Source organism: Xanthomonas sp. D-109, from assembly GCF_017746095.1.
Taxonomy (GTDB): Bacteria; Pseudomonadota; Gammaproteobacteria; order Xanthomonadales; family Xanthomonadaceae; genus Xanthomonas_A; species Xanthomonas_A sacchari.
Map to the genome: position 1 here is coordinate 78,513 of NZ_JAGHWV010000023.1, position 17,751 is coordinate 96,263.

At 70.7% G+C, this 17,751-nt stretch carries 16 protein-coding genes and 1 riboswitch; of the genes, 11 read left to right on the plus strand and 5 right to left on the minus strand.

Annotation, left to right across the window (positions count from 1 at the left end):
- Nucleotides 1–23 precede the first annotated feature (23 nt).
- The 7 genes from J7357_RS18105 (at nt 24) to J7357_RS18135 (ending at nt 6,206) form a co-directional block, all read left to right on the plus strand.
- Nucleotides 24–1,994, plus strand: coding sequence for a heme lyase CcmF/NrfE family subunit (locus J7357_RS18105; RefSeq protein ID WP_209248613.1), 1,971 nt, complete (start codon nt 24–26; stop codon nt 1,992–1,994).
- The gene (locus J7357_RS18110; RefSeq protein ID WP_209248615.1) at nt 1,991–2,533 is read left to right on the plus strand and encodes a DsbE family thiol:disulfide interchange protein; all 543 of its coding nucleotides are present in this window, start codon (nt 1,991–1,993) and stop codon (nt 2,531–2,533) included. The genes J7357_RS18105 and J7357_RS18110 overlap by 4 nt, the downstream gene beginning before the upstream one ends.
- Nucleotides 2,534–2,562: 29 nt before the next feature.
- The gene (locus J7357_RS18115; protein WP_244667650.1) at nt 2,563–3,006 is read left to right on the plus strand and encodes a cytochrome c-type biogenesis protein; all 444 of its coding nucleotides are present in this window, start codon (nt 2,563–2,565) and stop codon (nt 3,004–3,006) included.
- On the plus strand, nt 3,006–3,653 hold the full coding sequence (locus J7357_RS18120; RefSeq protein ID WP_209248619.1) for a tetratricopeptide repeat protein: 648 nt from the start codon (nt 3,006–3,008) through the stop codon (nt 3,651–3,653). Before J7357_RS18115 ends, J7357_RS18120 begins: the two co-directional genes overlap by 1 nt.
- A 272-nt stretch (nt 3,654–3,925) precedes the next feature.
- Entirely contained in the window at nt 3,926–4,264 is a 339-nt protein-coding gene (locus J7357_RS18125; protein WP_244667644.1) for a DUF3649 domain-containing protein, read from the plus strand.
- On the plus strand, nt 4,261–5,877 hold the full coding sequence (locus J7357_RS18130; RefSeq protein WP_209248621.1) for a PepSY-associated TM helix domain-containing protein: 1,617 nt from the start codon (nt 4,261–4,263) through the stop codon (nt 5,875–5,877). Before J7357_RS18125 ends, J7357_RS18130 begins: the two co-directional genes overlap by 4 nt.
- Entirely contained in the window at nt 5,874–6,206 is a 333-nt protein-coding gene (locus tag J7357_RS18135; protein WP_209248623.1) for a DUF3325 domain-containing protein, read from the plus strand. The genes J7357_RS18130 and J7357_RS18135 overlap by 4 nt, the downstream gene beginning before the upstream one ends.
- A gap of 13 nt (nt 6,207–6,219) precedes the next feature.
- On the opposite strand, the gene crcB is transcribed toward J7357_RS18135, so the two are convergent.
- A complete protein-coding gene (gene crcB, locus J7357_RS18140; protein ID WP_209248625.1) occupies nt 6,220–6,639 on the minus strand; it encodes a fluoride efflux transporter CrcB in 420 nt (139 codons plus the stop codon).
- Between the two features lie 110 nt (nt 6,640–6,749).
- Nucleotides 6,750–6,819, minus strand: a riboswitch (Fluoride riboswitch).
- A 1-nt stretch (nt 6,820) separates the two neighbouring features.
- On the minus strand, nt 6,821–8,194 hold the full coding sequence (locus J7357_RS18145; RefSeq protein WP_209248627.1) for a replication-associated recombination protein A: 1,374 nt from the start codon (nt 8,192–8,194) through the stop codon (nt 6,821–6,823).
- Between the two features lie 104 nt (nt 8,195–8,298).
- Between J7357_RS18145 and dmeF the strand changes: the two genes are divergently transcribed.
- Entirely contained in the window at nt 8,299–9,384 is a 1,086-nt protein-coding gene (gene dmeF / locus J7357_RS18150) for a CDF family Co(II)/Ni(II) efflux transporter DmeF (protein WP_209248629.1), read from the plus strand.
- A 46-nt stretch (nt 9,385–9,430) separates the two neighbouring features.
- On the opposite strand, the gene lolA is transcribed toward dmeF, so the two are convergent.
- From lolA to J7357_RS18165, 3 genes are all read right to left on the minus strand, one after another.
- Entirely contained in the window at nt 9,431–10,057 is a 627-nt protein-coding gene (gene lolA, locus J7357_RS18155; RefSeq protein WP_010341718.1) for an outer membrane lipoprotein chaperone LolA, read from the minus strand.
- A gap of 87 nt (nt 10,058–10,144) precedes the next feature.
- On the minus strand, nt 10,145–11,944 hold the full coding sequence (locus J7357_RS18160; RefSeq protein WP_343237432.1) for a DUF3857 domain-containing transglutaminase family protein: 1,800 nt from the start codon (nt 11,942–11,944) through the stop codon (nt 10,145–10,147).
- 191 nt (nt 11,945–12,135) lie between these two features.
- Entirely contained in the window at nt 12,136–14,493 is a 2,358-nt protein-coding gene (locus J7357_RS18165) for a DNA translocase FtsK (protein ID WP_017909556.1), read from the minus strand.
- Nucleotides 14,494–14,780: 287 nt separating this feature from the next.
- Between J7357_RS18165 and trxB the strand changes: the two genes are divergently transcribed.
- The 3 genes from trxB to aat all read left to right on the plus strand — a co-directional run bounded on the left by trxB (nt 14,781) and on the right by aat (nt 17,727).
- Nucleotides 14,781–15,749: a thioredoxin-disulfide reductase gene (trxB, locus tag J7357_RS18170; RefSeq protein WP_209248633.1), complete on the plus strand. Its 969-nt coding sequence runs from the start codon at nt 14,781–14,783 to the stop codon at nt 15,747–15,749.
- Nucleotides 15,750–15,842: 93 nt separating this feature from the next.
- Nucleotides 15,843–16,967 carry a GNAT family N-acetyltransferase gene (locus J7357_RS18175; RefSeq protein ID WP_209248635.1) on the plus strand — a complete coding sequence of 375 codons (1,125 nt, stop codon included), beginning with the start codon at nt 15,843–15,845 and terminating at the stop codon, nt 16,965–16,967.
- 22 nt (nt 16,968–16,989) lie between these two features.
- Nucleotides 16,990–17,727, plus strand: a complete 738-nt coding sequence (aat, locus tag J7357_RS18180; protein ID WP_209248637.1) for a leucyl/phenylalanyl-tRNA--protein transferase — start codon at nt 16,990–16,992, stop codon at nt 17,725–17,727.
- Nucleotides 17,728–17,751: the final 24 nt, after the last annotated feature.

The window sequence follows — 17,751 nt, forward strand, 5'->3', positions numbered from 1 at the left end:
CGCCGCATCGGGAGCGCCGCGCCATGAGCGCCGAACTCGGCCAGTGTGCGCTGATCCTGGCCTTGCTGCTGGCGCTGGTGCAGGGCGTGCTGCCGCTGCTCGGCGCCTGGCGCGGCCAGCATGCCTGGATGGCGGTGGCGCGGCCGGCCGCCTACGCCCAGGCCGGCTTCGCCTGGATGGCCTTCGGCCTGCTCGGCTATGTGTTGCTGCAACTGGATTTCTCGGTGCGCTACGTCGCCGCCAACGCCAACCTGGCGCAGCCCTGGTACTACCGGCTGGCCGCGGTATGGGGCGCGCACGAGGGCTCGCTGCTGCTGTGGATCGCCATCCTCAACCTGTGGACGGTGGCGCTGGCACGCAGCGGCCGGCACCTGCCCGAGGCCTTCGCCGCGCGCGTGCTCGGCGTGCTCGGGCTGATCTCCAGCGGCTTCCTCGCCTTTGTCCTGTTCACCTCCAATCCCTTCGTGCGCCTGTCGCCGATGCCGCGCGACGGCAGCGAACTCAACCCGGTACTGCAGGACCCGGGCATGGTGTTGCATCCGCCGGTGCTGTACACCGGCTACGTCGGTTTCTCGGTGGCCTTCGCCTTCGCCATCGCCGCCCTGCTCGGCGGCGAGCAGCAGCAGGCCTGGGTGCGCTGGGCGCGGCCGTGGACCAATGTCGCCTGGGGCTTCCTCAGCGCCGGCATCGTCGCCGGCAGCTGGTGGGCCTACGCCGAGCTGGGCTGGGGCGGCTGGTGGTTCTGGGACCCGGTGGAGAACGCCAGCTTCATGCCGTGGCTGGTCGGCGCGGCGCTGATCCACACCCAGGCGGTCACCGAGAAGCGCGGCGCGCTCGGCGCCTGGACCCTGCTGCTGTCGATCCTGGCGTTCTCGTTGTCGTTGCTGGGTACTTTTCTGGTGCGCTCGGGCGTGCTGACCTCGGTGCACGCCTTCGCCGCCGACCCGCGTCGCGGCCTGTACATCCTCGGCTTCCTGGTGCTGGTGGTCGGCGGCTCGCTGCTGCTGTACGCGCTGCGCGCGCCACGCCTGGCCGCGGGCAAGCCGTTCGCCGCGCTGTCGCGGGAGACCGCGATCCTGGTCGGCAACCTGATGCTCAGCGTGGCCGCGGCGATGGTGCTGCTTGGCACGCTGTTCCCGCTGCTCGGCGATGCGCTGCGGCTGGGCAAGCTCTCGGTCGGGCCGCCCTACTTCGGCCTGCTGTTCCCGCTGCTGATGCTGCCGGTGGTGCTGCTGTTGCCGTTCGGCCCTTACCTGCGCTGGGGCCGCACCGAACCCGGCGCACTGCGCGCGGTGGCCGCCCGCGCCGGGCTGGCCGCACTCGGCTGCGCGCTGCTGGCATGGCTGTTGAGCGCGGGCACGCTGCGTGCGGTGGCCGGCGTCGCGGCCGCCGCCTGGGTCGGCGTCGGCACCGCCCTGTATGCGCTGACCCGCTGGCGCAGCGCACCGCGTGGCCGCCGCTTCCCCGCCGAACTGGCCGGCATGCTGCTCGCGCATGCCGGGGTCGCGGTGTTCGTGGCCGGCGTGCTGCTGTCGGAAAGCCTGTCGGTGGAACGCGACGTGCGCCTGGATCCCGGCCAGAGCGCGCAGATCGGCGCGCACAGCTTCCGCTTCGATGGCGTGCAGTTGATCGATGGCCCCAACTGGAAGGCCGAACAAGGCACGGTGAGCGTGCTGCGCGACGGCGCCCTCGTCGCGGTGCTGCATCCGCAGAAGCGCCTGTACAGCAGCGAGCGGATCCAGACCGAGGCGGCGATCGACGCCGGCGTGCTGCGCGACCTGTATGTCGCCCTCGGCGAGCCGGTCGACGACCAGCACATCGAATACGGCTGGACCCTGCGCCTGTACGACAAGCCCTTCATCCGCTGGATCTGGGCCGGCGGCCTGCTGATGATGCTCGGCGGCTTCGTCAGCGCCGGCGCGCGCCGCTTGCGTGCGCAGCCCGCTGCGGCGAGCGCTACCGCGCCGGCCGCGCTCGCCGGAGCCGCGCCATGAGCCGGCTGCTGCCGCTGGCCGCGTTCGTGCTGCTGGCCGCGCTGTTCGGGTTCGGCCTGTGGTGGAGTCGAAGCCACGACCCGCGCGAGGTGCCCTCGCCGCTGCTGGGCAAGCCGGTGCCGGCGTTCGCGCTGCCGCGCCTGGACCGCCCGGACCTGCGCAGCGGCAGCCAGGCGCTGCGCGGCCGCCCGTTCCTGCTCAACGTGTTCGGCAGCTGGTGCATGGCCTGCAGCGAGGAGCATCCGCTGCTGATGGCGCAGGCGCGGCAACTTGGCGTGACCCTGGTCGGCTACGCCTACCGCGACGATCCGCACGACACTGCCGCCTGGCTGGCGCAGCGCGGCAATCCGTACGCGCTGGTGCTGGTGGACGCTGATGGCCAACGCGCCATCGACCTCGGCGTGTATGGCGCCCCGGAAACCTTCCTGATCGATGCCGACGGCGTGGTCCGCTACAAGCACGTCGGCGTGCTGACGCCGCAAGTACTGGCCGAGGAAGTGCGCCCGGCGATCGCGGCGCTCGACGGGGCGCGGCGATGAGCGCGCCGGTCGGACGCACGCACCGGCGCATGCCGTGGTGGCGGTTGCTGGTGCTGCTGTGGGTGATAGGCGGCGCACTGCCGGCCTTCGCCCAGGCGGTGGACCCATTGCCCTTCAAGGACCATGCGCAGGAGCAGCGCTTCCAGCACCTGACCGCGCAGTTGCGCTGCCTGGTCTGCCAGAACGAGAACCTGGCCGATTCCGACGCGACCCTGGCGCGCGACCTGCGCCACCAGGTGTTCGCGCAACTGCAGGCCGGGCGCAGCGATGCGCAGATCAAGCAGTACATGGTCGATCGCTACTCGGCCTTCGTGCTGTACGACCCGCCGCTGGCGCCGGGCACCTGGCTGCTGTGGTTCGGGCCGGTGCTGTTGCTGCTGGGCGGCGCCGGCGTTGTCGTGGCGACGCTGCGCCAGCGCCGTCGCGCCATCGGCGCCGCGACGGCGGAAGCGGACGCGGAGGACGCCTGGTGATGCCCGGCTTTGTCCTGGCCGCCGCCGCGATGCTGAGCGTCGCCCTGTTCGCGGTGCTGCGCCCGTTGCTCATGCAACACACCGGCGCACGCGCGCAGCGTGGTGTGGCGCTGCTGCTGGCGCTGCTCCTGCCCTTGCTCGGTGCCGGCCTCTACTGGCACATCGGCACACCGACAGCCCTGGCTGGGGTGCCGCTGCAGCCGCTGCCGCCGTCCGCCGCGGATCCGAACGACCGAGCGCTGCAGGACGTGCTGCAGCAGGCCTGGGACGCCCAGCAGGCGAAGCGACCGCAGGACGCGCAGCGCGCCTACGCGCAGGCCCTGCGCCTGGACCCGGACAACGTCGAGGCATTGCTCGGTTGGGCGGAGACCGACATGGCACAACACGCGGATCTGGCCGTCGGCCGCGCCGCCCGCGCCATGCTCGACCGGGTCCTGGCGCAGCAACCGGACAACCAGCGGGCGCTGTGGATGCGCGGCATCGCCGCCTTCCAGCAGCAGCGCTACGCCGATGCGGCCGACGACTGGCGCCACCTGTCGACCTTGCTGCCCGCCGCGTCGCCGCTGCGCGAGGCGGTGACGCAGAAAATTGCTGCCGCCGACGCGATGGAGGCCAATCGCGCGCCGGTGCACGCACCGCGGCGTTGACTTGATCGAAACGACGGTAATAGACCGCGATTAGGCTCAGACGGCCAGGTCCAGCAGGCGCTTCAGCGCATCCGCAGCGAACGCTTGGACGACGCGATCTGACACGCCAAGCGGCGCACCGCGGCAGCCGCTCCAAATACATGGCGCTCCCGGTGGTGAAGTCCCGCATTTGCGTCAAAGATAGGAATGCGTATCATTAACTGACATCTCAGCCACCGCCGCCACGCGCTGTCCTCCGCTGCCCAGCCGGTGCTTTCTCCCCACGGGCCTGCATGTCTTCTTCTTCCGCTTCGCTCCGCACCCCTGATGCCCCGGCCACGCCGCGGCGCCGCACCCTGCCCCCCTGGCTGGGCGTGCTGGCGCGGACCCTGGCCGCGATCGTCGGCGGCTACGCGCTGGCCGCGGCCACGGCGGTGCTGCTGCCCCTGCTATGGCCGTCGCTGCGTGCGCAGGCGGTGCTGAGCGGCATGATGCTCGGCATCCTGGTCTGCGCCTGCACCGCGCTGTGGGCGTTCGCCGCGCGCAGCGCCGGGCGCGCCTGGCTGGGCATCGCCGCGCTGCTGGCGCCGATGGCGCTGGCCATCGCCTGGCTGCAGCAGCACGCGCCATGAAGCAGGGATTCCGCCAATCGATGGCCTGGCTGCACACCTGGAGCGGCCTGCTGGTGTCGTGGGTGCTGCTGCTGATCTTCATGGCTGGCACCGCCAGCTATTTCCGCAACGAGATCAGCCAGTGGATGCGCCCGGAACTGCCGCGCACGCAGCCGAGCACCGACGTGGTGGCCGCACGCGCGGTGGCGCTGTTGCAGCGCGAAGCGCCGCAGTCGCCGCAGTGGTTCGTGTCGCTGGCCAACCCGCGGGCGCCGTTCACCGACCTGTTCTGGCGCAATCCGCCACCGGCCGACGGCACCCGCCCGAGCCGCAAGGAACTGTTCGGCAACGCCCTGCTCGACCCGGTCAGCGGCGAGGCCAGCCAGACCCGCGAGACCCGCGGCGGCGACTTCTTCTACCGGCTGCACTTCGACCTGCACTACATGCCGGCGCTGTGGGCACGCTACATCGTCGGCTTCTGCGCGATGTTCATGCTGGTGGCGATCATCAGCGGCGTGATCATCCACAAGAAGATCTTCAAGGACGTCTTCACCTTCCGCCCGGCCAAGGGCCAGCGCTCGTGGCTGGACTTCCACAACGCCAGTGCGGTGCTGGCCCTGCCCTACCACGCGATGATCACCTACACCGGGCTGGTCACGCTGATGCTGATGTACCTGCCGTGGGGCATCAAGACCGCCTACCCCGACGCCGAGCAGGCGTTCTACGCCGAGGCCTTCCAGGAGCCGCAGAACCTGCGCGAGGCCAGCGGCACGCCCGGCCACATGCTGCCGATCGCGCAACTGCTGGACGTGGCGCGCCGCGAATGGGGCGCGCAGGCGCCGATCGCCGGCTTCACCGTGTACAACGCCGGCGACGCCGCCGCGGCGATCCAGATCCGCCAGGGCGACGGCCAGCGCCTGGGCTACACCACGCCGTCGCTGTTGCTGGATGCGGCCAGCGGGCAGATCCTCGGCCGCAGCGGCGCCCTCGGTGCCGCTGCCGAAACTCGCAGCACTCTGTATGGCCTGCACCTGGCGCACTTCGCCGGGCCCTGGTTGCGCTGGCTGTTCTTCGGCTGCGGCCTGCTCGGCTGTCTGATGGTGGCCAGCGGCGCGATCCTGTGGGCGGTCAAGGAACGGCCCAAGCACGCCAAGGCCGGACGCATCGGCCTGGGCCTGCGCCTGGTCGACGCGCTCAACATCGGCACCGTGGCCGGGCTGCCGATCGCCTTCGCCGCCTATTTCTGGGGCAACCGGCTGCTGCCGCTGCATCTGGAATCGCGCCCGGAAAACGAAGCGGCGGTGTTCTTCCTGGCTTGGGCCGCGGCGCTGATCGCGGCGCAGGTGTGGCCGAAGCGTGCGATGTGGGCCTGGCAGCTGTATGCCGGCGCGGCGCTGTTCGGCCTGCTGCCGCTGCTCAACGCCCTCACCACCGAGGCCCACCTGGGCGTGAGCCTGCTGGCCGGCGACTGGGCACTGGCCGGGGTCGACCTGGTCTGCCTGTTCCTCGGCGTGGCCCTGGCGCTGGCCGCGCGACGCATGCAGCGCTGGCAACCGCCGCTGTCGGCGGCCGAACGCCGCGCCCGCGAACGCGGCGGATCGGGCAAGCCGGTGCTGGCCACGGAGGGCGCATGACCGTCCTCGGCCTGTGCCTGGCCTTCTCCGGTTTCGTCGCGCTGTGCCTGGGCATGGAGAAACACCAGCTCGAGCTTTACGGCGCACAGCGCGCATCCGCGCCGCGCCTGCGGCAATTGCAGGCCGCCGGCTGGCTGTTGCTGGGCGCGGCGTTCGCCTGCTGCGTCGCCGCGCGCGGCTGGGGCATCGGCCCGGTGCTGTGGGTGGGCTCGCTCAGCGCCAGCGCGGCGCTGCTGACCCTGGGCCTGCTGCCGTACCGGCCGCGGCTGATCGTGCCGCTGGCCCTGCTGGCACCGCCGCTGGGCGTGGGCGCCGCCCTGTTGGGCTAAACGCTGGCCTCGCTCAACGATCGGCGGTCACGCTCGGCGGCCGCAGTTCCGCGGCGGTGCGCGCGCCGGCGAACACCAGCACCAGCCCCGCTATCACGGTGATCGCCAGGTACAGCGGGACCATGCCGAGGCGGCCGTTGCGCACGAACACCAGGCTTTCCATCATCAGCGAGGAGAACGTGGTCAGCCCGCCGACCAGGCCCACGATCAGCAGCGCCCGCCAGTACGGCGCGCTGGCGCCGCGGCCTTCGATCCACACCAGCAGGAAGCCGCCGACGAAGGCGCCGGCCAGGTTCACCGCCAGCGTGCCCCACGGGAAGCCGGCGCCGTAACGCTGCAGCAGCGCACTGCCGACCGCGAAGCGCAAACCGGAGCCGACCGCACCGCCGGCCATCGCCAGCAGCAGTTGCTGCCACCACAGGGTCAGGTTCATGCGCGCCTCCGCGAGACGAACGCCGGCGCGGCAGCGGAAAAACGAGAAAGAACGGGCATCGGATTCTCCACAAGGACGATGCCGGGGCGCACGCCTGCCACCCCGGCGGGGGTTGGGCAGGCATCATCAGCGCGCAGTGCTGCGGGCGGTTCGAGGAGGAATGCCATCTCCTGTGCGCCGATTATGAAGCCGATCGCCCGGCCTTGTCAGCCCGCGCCTGTTCGCGCGCGGCGCGCAGGCGGTCGAGCTTGTCCTTGAGCTTGATCTCCAGGCCGCGTTCCACCGGCCGGTAATAGACCCGCTCGCCCATCGCATCGGGGAAGCCGGTCTGGTCCAGGGCGATGCCGCCCTCGGCATCGTGGTCGTACTGGTAGTCGGCGCCGTAGCCCAGGGTCTTCATCAACTTGGTCGGCGCGTTGCGCAGGTGCAGCGGCACCTCCTGGGTGCCGGTCTCGCGTACCTCGGCCTTGGCCTGGTTGAACGCGGCATAGCCGGCGTTGGACTTGGCGGTGCTGGCCAGGTACAGCACCAGTTGCGCGAAGGCCAGTTCGCCTTCGGGGCTGCCCAGGCGCTCGTAGATGTCCCAGGCTTCCAGCGCCATCGACTGCGCGCGCGGATCGGCCAGGCCGATGTCCTCGATCGCCATGCGGGTCAGCCGCCGCGCCAGGTAGGACGGGTCGCAGCCGCCGTCGAGCATGCGCGTGAGCCAGTACAGCGCCGCGTCCGGATTGGAGCTGCGCACCGACTTGTGCAGCGCCGAGATCTGGTCGTAGAACTGCTCGCCGCCCTTGTCGAAGCGGCGGGTACGATCGGCCAGCACCTGCTGCAGGGTCTGCGCGGTGATCTCGCCGCCCTCGTCTTGGGCCAGTTCGGCGGCGATTTCCAGCAGGGTCAGCGCGCGCCGCACGTCGCCATCGGCGGCCCCGGCGATCTCCAGCAACGCCGCATCGGACACCCGCAACGGCTCGGCGCCGAGCCCGCGTTCGGGATCGTGCAGCGCCCGCTGCAGCGCCTCGGCGATGTCCTGCGGCGACACCGCCTCCAGCACGTGCACGCGGCAGCGCGACAGCAGCGCCGAATTCAGCTCGAACGAGGGATTCTCGGTGGTGGCGCCGACGAACAGGATGGTGCCGCGCTCGATGTGCGGCAGGAACGCGTCCTGCTGCGCCTTGTTGAAGCGGTGCACCTCGTCGACGAACAGCACCGTGCGGCGCCCGTCGGCGAAACGCTGCGCGGCCTCGGCCAGCACCCCCCGCACCTCCGGCAGGCCGGACAGCACCGCCGAGATCGCCTTGAACTCGGCCTCGGCGTACTGCGCCAGCAGCAGCGCCAGGGTGGTCTTGCCGCAGCCCGGCGGCCCCCACAGGATCATCGAGTGCACCCGGCCGGACGCGACCGCACGGCGCAGCGCACTGGTCGGCGCCAACAGGCGCTTCTGCCCGACCATCTCGTCCAGCGTGCGCGGGCGCATGCGCTCGGCCAGCGGGCGCATCGCCTCGCGGTCCACGCTCAGCAGATCGGGGGCATCGGAAGCGAAGGGTCTGCGTTTGGCCATGCACCCATTCTATCGCCGCGGCCCGTCTACGCCGTGCCGCAGGCCTGCGCGGCACCGACGCCGGCGCTAGAATCGCCGCGCCTCCCCTGCCCGGTCGCCCCGCCATGAGTCATCACGACACCCTGGACGCGTTCACCCATCAGCACGACTTCCTCGGCACGCGCCACGAGCGCAATGCGCGCCGCACCTGGTCGGTGGTGGCGCTGACCGCCGCGATGATGTTCGTGGAAATCGTCGCCGGCTGGTGGACCGGCTCGATGGCGCTGCTGGCCGATGGCCTGCACATGGCCACCCATGCCGGCGCGCTGTCGCTGGCCGGCTTCGCCTACTGGTTCGCACGCCGGCACCGGCATAATCCGCGCTTCACCTTCGGCACCGGCAAGGTCGGCGACCTGGCCGGCTTCTCCAGCGCGCTGATCCTGGCGCTGATCGCCCTGGGCATCGGCGTGGAGTCGGCATTGCGGCTGGCGCAGCCGGTCCACATCGCCTACGACGAGGCCCTGTGGATCGCGGCGCTGGGCCTGCTGGTGAATCTGCTCAGCGCCTGGATGCTGGGTGCCGATCACCACCACGATCACGGGCATGGGCACGGGCATCATCACGACCACGCCGATGCCGCGCACCGGCATGACGACCACGCGCACCACGGTGGGCATGATCACGATCATCCGCACGATCACGGCCATCTCCACCCGCACGATCACCACGGTCACGCGCATGCCCATGCTGCGCAAGCGCCCGCGCACAGTCACGACCGCCACGCGCACGCCGACCACAACCTGCGCTCGGCCTACATGCACGTGCTGGCCGACGCGCTGACCTCGGTGATGGCGATCGTCGCCCTGTTGCTGGCCAAGTACCTGGGCTGGACCTGGACCGATGCGTTGATGGGCATCGTCGGCGCCATCGTCATCGCACGCTGGTCGCTGGCGCTGTTGCGCGACACCGGTGCGGTACTGCTCGACGCCTCGGCGCCGGCGGCGCTGCAGGCGCAGATCCGCGACCGCCTGCAGCAGGACGACGAGCGCATCGCCGACCTGCACGTGTGGCGGGTCGGCCCCGGCCAGCACGCGGCGATCGTGTCGCTGGTGACGCACAAGCCGCGGCCGGCGGCGTTCTACCACGCGCGCCTGCAGGGCGTGGCCACGCTGGGCCACGTCAGCATCGAAGTGCAGACCTGCCCGGACTGACCGGGCAAACCGCCGCGCACCGACGACGTGCGCGGCGGCAGCCGGCTCAGCGGTCGCCGACCACGTCCACGTCCTTGTCCGGGACGTAGCGGAAGGTGCCGGTGGCGAAGGCCGGATTGCGCTTCCAGTCGCTGAAGCTGATCTCGGTGCGCTGGCCGACCGGGTCGACCACTTCCATCCGCGCCAGGCCGTTGCGGTCGAAGCCGAGCTTGGCCATCTGGAAGCTGGCCTCGGTGTCCACCTTCGGGGTCATGGTCAGCCACTGCAGCCCGTCGCGGGCCACCGCCTCCTCGCTGACGTCGTACTGGCGGTCGAGCTTGCCCGGGTCGATCAACGCGGTCAGCGGGCTGTTCTGCTCCTCGCTGCCCTGCGCGCGCACCGTGGCCTGCTTCAGGTCCGGATCGTAGACCCAGACCTTGCTGCCGTCGGCGACGATCAGCTGGGTATAGGGCTTGCGGTACTCCCAGCGGAACAGGCGCGGCGCCGACAGCGCGACGCGGCCGCTGGAGCTTTCCTTCAGCGTGCCCTTGCCGTCGTAGACCTTCTGCGCGAACTGGCCGTCCAGGCCCTTCAGCCCGCGGGTGAAGGCGGTGAGGTCCTCGCGGGCGCCGGCGAAGGCGGAGCCGGCCAGCAGCGCGGTGGCGAGGACGGTGTAGCGGAGTGTGCGAAGCATGCGGATGGATTTCCGGATGGAGTGTGGGAAGTGTGACGCGGCGCGCCTGAATAGGCGATCAGAGCGACACGACCGGCCGAACCGCGGCTACGGCCCGGTCTGCATCTTGCCCAGGTCGCCGTACAGGATCTGCCCGCGGAAGCCGCGCCGCACCTGCTGGTACAGCTCGCGGAAGGCGGCGTAATCCTGCGGCTGGCACAGCGCCGCCGGGCCATGGATCGCGCGCCGGTGCAGCGTGTGCGTGGCGGTCACGGTCTGTCCGTCGCGCACCCAGGTCGCGGCGTACTCGCCGGCGGCGTTGTGGAACTGGGTGTCGGCCGGGATCGCGATGATCGGCACGCTGTCCGGGAAGGTCAGCCGGTAGGTCTCGCTGCGCGCGTTGTCGTTGCAGTAGAACGGGGTCAGGTTGCGCTCGGCCGAGGCGGTGCTGTAGACCCCGCGCACCGAGTCGGCGCCCGGCATCAGCGGCAGGCTCATGCCGCCGACCACGCCGAAGTCCACGTAGTCGTGGGCGCGGAAGCGGTAGGCGTAGCCGAACGGCCGGCTCAGGTCCTGCGGCGCGCCCTGCAGCAGCAGCTCGCCGCTGCCGTCGAAGCCGGAGGCGGCCACGATCGACTCCTCGATGCGGGTGCGGTTCTGCGCGTTGAGCTGCACGAACATGGTGCGCAGGCCGATCTCGCCGACGTCGCCGCTGTCCAGGCGGGTGATGCCGCTGACGCTGCCATCGGCAGCGAAACGGTAGTCGGTCTCGGCCAGGTAGCGGTTGACCTTGGCGTCGTCCGGCGGCGTGCGCGCCACGGTGCCGTCGGCGGTATGCAGCACCGGCACGCCGAGGTCGCCGGCCGGCAACTGGCCGAAGCGCGCGTACGGGCTGGTCGAGTCCACGTACAGCTTGAATTCGGGCAGATAGGTGATGGCGTGGTTGAACCGGCCCAGCACCGGCACCTCGGGCAGGGTCGGCCCGCCCTGCGCACCGAGCAGTACCGGCGTGCTGGCGATGCCCTTGGCCGCCAGCAGCGCTTCCAGCACCACGGTGTGGTCCTTGCAGTCGCCGTAGTGGTTGTCGAGGATGCTGTCGGCGCTGTTCGGCTGCAGCCCACCATTGCCCAGGTACACCGCCACGTAGCGGATGTTGCGCGCCACCCACTCGTACAGCGCCGCGGCCTGCGCGCGGCGATCGCCGATGCCGGCGGTGATCTGCTCGGCGCGGGCGCGCACCTTGGGCGTGACCTGCGCGGCCGCGGCGCTGCTGTGCTGGTAGGCCTGGGCCATCTGCGACCAGCGGCGGAAGCTGCTGGCCATGATGGTCGGGCTGAATTCCCAGGTCGCCGCCGACCAGTTCTGGCTCTTCATCGGTTCGCGGCGGCTGTAGCGCCATTCCCAGCGGGCCTGCTCGCCGTCAATCGTCGGCGTATCGCTGCCCTGCACGCCGCGCGTGTACAGGTGCATCTGCAGGCGCCGCGGCGCCACCAGGGTCACGGTCGCGTCGTCGTACTGGGAGAACACGCTGAAGGTCTCCCACAGGCTGAAGTAGCCGGGGAAGTACGGCACGTTCTGGGTACGCCGCACCCGGTACACCAGGCGCGCGCCAGGCATCAGGTTGGGGAACACCACCACCTTGACCTTGCGGTCGGCGTACATCGCCGCCGTCGCGCTGGAATAACTTTCCTGGGTATAGATCTTGTCGGCCGGCACGTCGTGGCGCAGCCCGTCCGGGGTCAGCGTGTAGGCGGCCAGCACCTCCAGGGTCTCCAGCTTCTCGCTGTAGCCCAGCCGCACCTGGCTGAACTGGTCGACGCCGGCCTTGGTCTTGAGCAGCAGTTCGTACTCGTCGGTCTCCACGCTGGTGGCGTCCTCGCGCACCTCGTAGTCGGCGCGGTAGCGCACGTAGCTGTAGTTGTTGCTGACCACCGGTGCGGCCGCGGTGGCCGTGGCCTGATCGGTGTCGCCGTGCGCAGCCGGTGCCGGTTGCGCGGCGGCGGCGCCGGCCAGCGCCAGCAGCGCCGCTCCGACCAACCGGGGCAGCTGCGCCAACCCACACAGGCGCCGGCCATGGCCGGCGAACGGCGCGGTGCGCCTCACTTCGGCGGCGGCGGCGCCAGCACGCTGCGGTCGCCGTTGTGTTCGGGCGGGCTGACCACGCCGGCGGCTTCCATCGCCTCGATCAGCCGCGCGGCGCGGTTGTAGCCGATCTTCAGCCGCCGCTGCACGCCGGAGATCGAGGCGCGGCGGGTCTCGGTGACGATGCGCAGGGCCTCGTCGTACAGCGGGTCGGATTCGTCGCCGCCACCACCGCCGGCTTCCGGCAGGCCAGTGGCGCCGATCACGGTGCCGTCGCCCATGGTCTGAACCTCGTCCAGCACGCCCTCGATGTAGTCGGCCGGGCCGCTGGCCTTGAGGTGCTCGACCACCCGGTGCACTTCCTCGTCGCTGACGAAGGCGCCGTGCACGCGGTCCGGCATCGCCGTGCCCGGCGGCAGGTACAGCATGTCGCCATGGCCCAGCAGGGTCTCGGCGCCGGACTGGTCGAGGATGGTGCGCGAGTCGATCTTGGAGCTGACCTGGAAGGCGATGCGGGTCGGGATATTGGCCTTGATCAGGCCGGTGATCACGTCCACCGACGGGCGCTGGGTGGCCAGGATCAGGTGGATGCCGGCGGCGCGGGCCTTCTGCGCCAGGCGCGCGATCAGCTCTTCGACCTTCTTGCCGACGATCATCATCATGTCGGCGAATTCGTCGATGAAGATGACGATGAACGGCAGCGTGTCCAGCGGCCGCGGCGCCTCGGCCAGGTCCGGGTTGGGCTTGAACAGCGGGTCCATCAGCGGCTGCCCGGCGTCCTGCGCGTCCTTGACCTTCTTGTTGAAGCCGGCCAGGTTGCGCACGCCCACCGCGCTCATCAGCTTGTAGCGGCGCTCCATCTCCGCCACGCACCAGCGCAGGCCGTTGGCGGCCTCCTTCATGTCGGTGACCACCGGCGCCAGCAGGTGCGGGATGCCCTGGTAGACGCTCAGTTCGAGCATCTTCGGGTCGATCATCAGCATCCGCAGATCCTTGGCCGAGGCCTTGTACAGCAGGCTCAGCACCATGGCGTTGACCGCCACCGACTTGCCCGAGCCGGTGGTGCCGGCGACCAGCAGGTGCGGCATGCGCGCCAGGTCGGCCACGGTCGGGCGCCCGGCGATGTCCTTGCCCAGGGCCAGCGTCAGCGGACTGGCCGACTTGTCGTATTCCTTGGAGCGCAGCAGCTCGCTGAGATAGATCATCTCGCGGCTGACGTTGGGAATCTCCAGGCCGATCACCGACTTGCCCGGGATCACGTCGACCACGCGCACCGACTTCACCGACAGGCCGCGGGCGATGTCCTTGTCCAGCGAGCTGATCTGGCTGACCTTGATGCCCGGCGCCGGTTCGATCTCGAAGCGGGTGATCACCGGGCCCGGATAGGCCCCGACCACCTGCGCCTCGATGCGGAAATCCTTGAGCTTGAACTCGATCTGCCGCGACAGGGTTTCCAGGGTCTCCTCGGAATAGCCCTTGGCCTGCGGCTTGGGGTCGTCCAGCAACGCCAGCGGCGGCACCCCGGACGGGTCGCTGCCGGTGCCGTGGAACAGCGGGATCTGCTGCTCGCGCTTGGCGCGCTCGCTTTTCTCCACTACCGGTGCCGGCGGCGGCTCGATCTTGACCGGCTCGCGCTTGGCGCGCTGCACCGCATCGACCTTGCGCACTTCCTCGCGTTCCTCGCGCATGGCGCGGGTCTGCTGCCATTCGTTGGCCTGCTGGGTGCCGCGGCGGGCCAGCGCCGGCAGGGTCATCACCGCCTTGCCGATGCGCTCCATCACCGCGAACCAGGACAGCCCGGTGGCCAGGGTCACCGACACCAGCAGCAGCACCAGCACGAACAGGTTGGCGCCGAGCGCGCCGAAGCCGGCGCCCAGCGAATTGCCGACCAGCTTGCCGAGGATGCCGCCGGCCCCGGCCACGTCGCCGGCGAACAAGCGCAGGTGCAGCAGCCCGGTGGCGGCGATCAGGAAGCCGACGATGCCGACCAGGCGCAGCGCCGGGCCGAGATCGGCCTCGCCATCGCCGTCCTGGTCCATGCCGAACAGCGCGATCCAGGAGATCGCGCCGATCACCACCGGCAGCAAGAAGGCCACGTAGCCGAACAGTTGCAGCAGCACGTCGGCGATCCAGGCGCCGAACTTGCCGCCCATGTTGTGCACCGGCGCGACCACGCTGCCGGTATGCGACCAGCCCGGATCGGTCGCCGAGTACGTGGCCAGGCTGGCCAGCAGGTACAGCAACAGCGGCGCGATCGCGATCAGCGCCAGATCGCGCCACAGCTTCTGCCGGCGTGGGTTGGGCGCGGCGCCCTGCTTGCGTGCCGCCGCGTTGGCGCCCTGGGATTTGCCGCGTTCCGGAACCTGCTTCGCCACGCTATGACCAGACCTTAGAAATGCATCGTTAGTGATTGATAATAAACGACTCGCCCTTGCATTTCAGCAGTCGGTACCTGAATCGTCCGGACTTGCGCAGGCCGACGCTGGCAGCGCCCGATCGAGGCGGGCAACGACGCGCGAAATCCGCTGTCTGTCGCAGCGGGCCGCAGCGTTTCCGCCACGCGGCTTGATTCGTTCCAGGCCGGCCGCCACTCTATGCGCCTTCGCCGGAACCCGCGCAATGCCGCGTTTCCGCCGCCATTTCACCCTGTTCGCGAGTATACATGAGCCCCTCTGCCGCCAATTCCGCCAAGCATTCCCGCCTGCTGATCCTGGGTTCCGGCCCGGCCGGCTGGACCGCCGCGGTCTACGCCGCGCGCGCCAACCTCAAGCCGGTGGTGATCACCGGCCTGCAGCAGGGCGGCCAGCTGATGACCACCACCGAGGTCGACAACTGGCCCGGCGACCCCCACGGCCTGATGGGCCCGGACCTGATGGCGCGCATGCAGGCGCATGCCGAGCGCTTCGAGACCGAGGTGATCTTCGACCACATCCATACCGCCGACCTGTCGCAGCGCCCGTTCCGGCTCAGTGGCGACAGCGGCGACTACACCTGCGACGCGCTGATCATCGCCACCGGCGCCACCGCCAAGTACCTGGGCATTCCCTCGGAAGAGGCGTTCAAGGGCCGCGGCGTGTCCGCCTGCGCCACCTGCGACGGCTTCTTCTACAAGGATCAGGACGTGGTCGTGGTCGGCGGCGGCAACACCGCCGTGGAAGAGGCGCTGTACCTGTCCAACATCGCCCGCAAGGTCTACCTGGTGCATCGCCGCGACACCCTGCGCGCGGAAAAGATCATGCAGGACAAGCTGTTCGCCAAGGTCGCCGCCGGCAAGATCGAGACCGTCTGGCATCATCAGGTGGACGAGGTGCTGGGCAACGAGGCCGGCGTCACCGGCGTGCGGGTCAAGTCGGTGCAGGACGGCAGCACCCGCGACCTGGAGGCGCACGGCTTCTTCGTCGCCATCGGCCATCACCCGAACACCCAGCTGTTCGACGGCCAGTTGACCATGCACAACGGCTACCTGGAGATCCGCTCCGGCCTGGGCGGCGCCGCCACCGAGACCTCGGTGCCGGGCGTGTTCGCCGCCGGCGACGTCGCCGACCAGCACTACCGCCAGGCGATCACCTCCGCCGGCTTCGGCTGCATGGCCGCGCTGGACGCCGAGCGGTATCTGGACAAGGGTGCCTGAGTCCGCGCACGCCCTGAGCGGCCGTGCGCCTGCGCGCGCGGCCGGTGGCGCGGACGACCGTGGCGGCGCCCGCCGCCGCAGGCCGTCCCGGCGATGAGCCGGATCCGCTGGCTGCGCGGGCTCGAGGCGGTCGCCGCCGCGGACTGGGACGCCCTGCACGACGGCTGCAATCCGTTCATCGCCCACGCCTTCCTGGCCGGGCTGGAGCAGCACGGCTGCCTGCGCCCGGACTGGGGCTGGAGCCCGCTGCATCTCACCGTGTGGGACGGCGAGGCGCTGGTCGCGGCGGCGCCCGGGTACATCAAAAGCAACTCGCACGGCGAATTCGTGTTCGACCACGCCTGGGCGCATGCCTACGCGCGCTACGGCCAGGACTACTTCCCGAAGTGGCTGTGCGCGGTGCCCTACTCGCCGGTGACCGGGCCGCGGCTGCTGGCGCGCGACCAGGCCGCGCAGCAGGAACTGCTCGCGGCCATGCAGGCGCTGACCGAGCGTACCGGCCTGTCCTCGGCCCACGTCAATTTCCACCGTGCCGACGAGGACGCCGCGTTCGGCGTCGACTGGCTGGAGCGCAACGACGTGCAGTACCAGTGGCACAACGACGCCGGCTGGACCGGCTTCGACGACTACCTGGGCGCGATGGACCACAAGCACCGCAAGAACATCCGCCAGGAGCGGGCCAAGGTGCAGCGCGCCGGCATCGGCTTTCGCGTACTGCACGGCGACGAGGCCAGCGCCGCCGACCTGCAGGCGATGTACGGGTTCTACCTGCGCACCTTCGACGACTACGGCAATTCGCCGGCGTTGACCCTGGACTTCTTCTCGCATCTTGCGCGAACGATGCCGCGCAACCTGCTGATCTTCCTCGCCATGCATGAGGACATGCCGGTGGCCGGGGCGTTCTGCCTGCGCGGCGGCGACACCCTGTACGGCCGCTATTGGGGCGGCGATGCCCTGCCCGGCCTGCACTTCGAGACCTGCTACTACCAGGGCATCGAGTACTGCCTGCGCGAGGGCCTGACCCGCTTCGAGCCGGGCGCGCAGGGCCAGCACAAGATCGCCCGCGGCTTCCTGCCGCGGCTGGTGCGCAGCCGCCACTGGATCGCCGACCCCGGCTTCCGTGTGCCGCTGGCCGACTGGTGCGCGCAGGAGCGCGCCGAGGTGCGTCAGCACGCCGCGGCGCTGCAACGCCACTCGCCGTTCCGCCACGACGCCTGAGGCATCGGCTACGCTGCCGGCGATGCGTCGTCTTCCTGCCCTGCTCGCGGCCGATCCGGCCGCCCCGTTCCCGCCACCGTCCAGCGCCCTGCGCGAGCCGGATGGGCTGCTCGCGATCGGCGGCGACCTGTCGCCGACCCGCCTGCTCGCCGCCTATGCGCAGGGCATCTTCCCCTGGTACTCCGACGGCGAACCGATCCTGTGGTGGAGCCCGGACCCGCGTACCGTGTTCCGCAGCGACGGCGTGCGCCTGTCCTCGCGCTTCCGCCGCAGCCTGCGGCGCTCGCCGTGGACGGTGCGCGCCGACACCGCCTTCGCCGCCGTCATCGACGCCTGCGCGCAACTGCCGCGCCGCGGCCAGGACGGCACCTGGATCACCGCACCGATGCGCGCCGCCTACCTGGCCCTGCACCAGGCCGGCCATGCGCATTCGGTGGAAGTGTTCGACGGCGACGACCTGGTCGGCGGCATCTACGGGGTGGCGCGCGGGCGCATGTTCTTCGGCGAGAGCATGTTCAGCGCCCGCAGCGGCGGTTCCAAGGTGGCGCTGGCGGCGCTGGCGCGGCGCCTGCACGGCTGGGACTGGCCGCTGATCGACGCGCAGGTCGAGAACGACCACCTGCTGAGCCTGGGCGCCGAGCGCTGGCCGCGCCCGCGCTTCCTGGAGGCCATCGCCCCGCTGGTGGCGGCACCGGCCGAGATCGGGCCGTGGACGTCCCAGTTCGGCACCCTGGCGGCCGCGGAACTGGCCCAGGGCTGAGCGGGATTAACGCAAACTTTGCAA

Coding starts and splice junctions, on each gene's coding strand:
- crcB (WP_209248625.1), bottom strand. CDS start 6,639: ATGAACCTGACCCTGTGGTGGCAGCAACTGCTGCTGGCGATGGCCGGC.
- aat (WP_209248637.1), top strand. CDS start 16,990: ATGCGTCGTCTTCCTGCCCTGCTCGCGGCCGATCCGGCCGCCCCGTTC.
- J7357_RS18115 (WP_244667650.1), top strand. CDS start 2,563: ATGCCGTGGTGGCGGTTGCTGGTGCTGCTGTGGGTGATAGGCGGCGCA.
- lolA (WP_010341718.1), bottom strand. CDS start 10,057: ATGCTTCGCACACTCCGCTACACCGTCCTCGCCACCGCGCTGCTGGCC.
- J7357_RS18110 (WP_209248615.1), top strand. CDS start 1,991: ATGAGCCGGCTGCTGCCGCTGGCCGCGTTCGTGCTGCTGGCCGCGCTG.
- J7357_RS18105 (WP_209248613.1), top strand. CDS start 24: ATGAGCGCCGAACTCGGCCAGTGTGCGCTGATCCTGGCCTTGCTGCTG.
- dmeF (WP_209248629.1), top strand. CDS start 8,299: ATGAGTCATCACGACACCCTGGACGCGTTCACCCATCAGCACGACTTC.
- J7357_RS18125 (WP_244667644.1), top strand. CDS start 3,926: ATGTCTTCTTCTTCCGCTTCGCTCCGCACCCCTGATGCCCCGGCCACG.
- J7357_RS18145 (WP_209248627.1), bottom strand. CDS start 8,194: ATGGCCAAACGCAGACCCTTCGCTTCCGATGCCCCCGATCTGCTGAGC.
- J7357_RS18175 (WP_209248635.1), top strand. CDS start 15,843: ATGAGCCGGATCCGCTGGCTGCGCGGGCTCGAGGCGGTCGCCGCCGCG.
- J7357_RS18120 (WP_209248619.1), top strand. CDS start 3,006: ATGCCCGGCTTTGTCCTGGCCGCCGCCGCGATGCTGAGCGTCGCCCTG.
- J7357_RS18130 (WP_209248621.1), top strand. CDS start 4,261: ATGAAGCAGGGATTCCGCCAATCGATGGCCTGGCTGCACACCTGGAGC.
- J7357_RS18135 (WP_209248623.1), top strand. CDS start 5,874: ATGACCGTCCTCGGCCTGTGCCTGGCCTTCTCCGGTTTCGTCGCGCTG.
- trxB (WP_209248633.1), top strand. CDS start 14,781: ATGAGCCCCTCTGCCGCCAATTCCGCCAAGCATTCCCGCCTGCTGATC.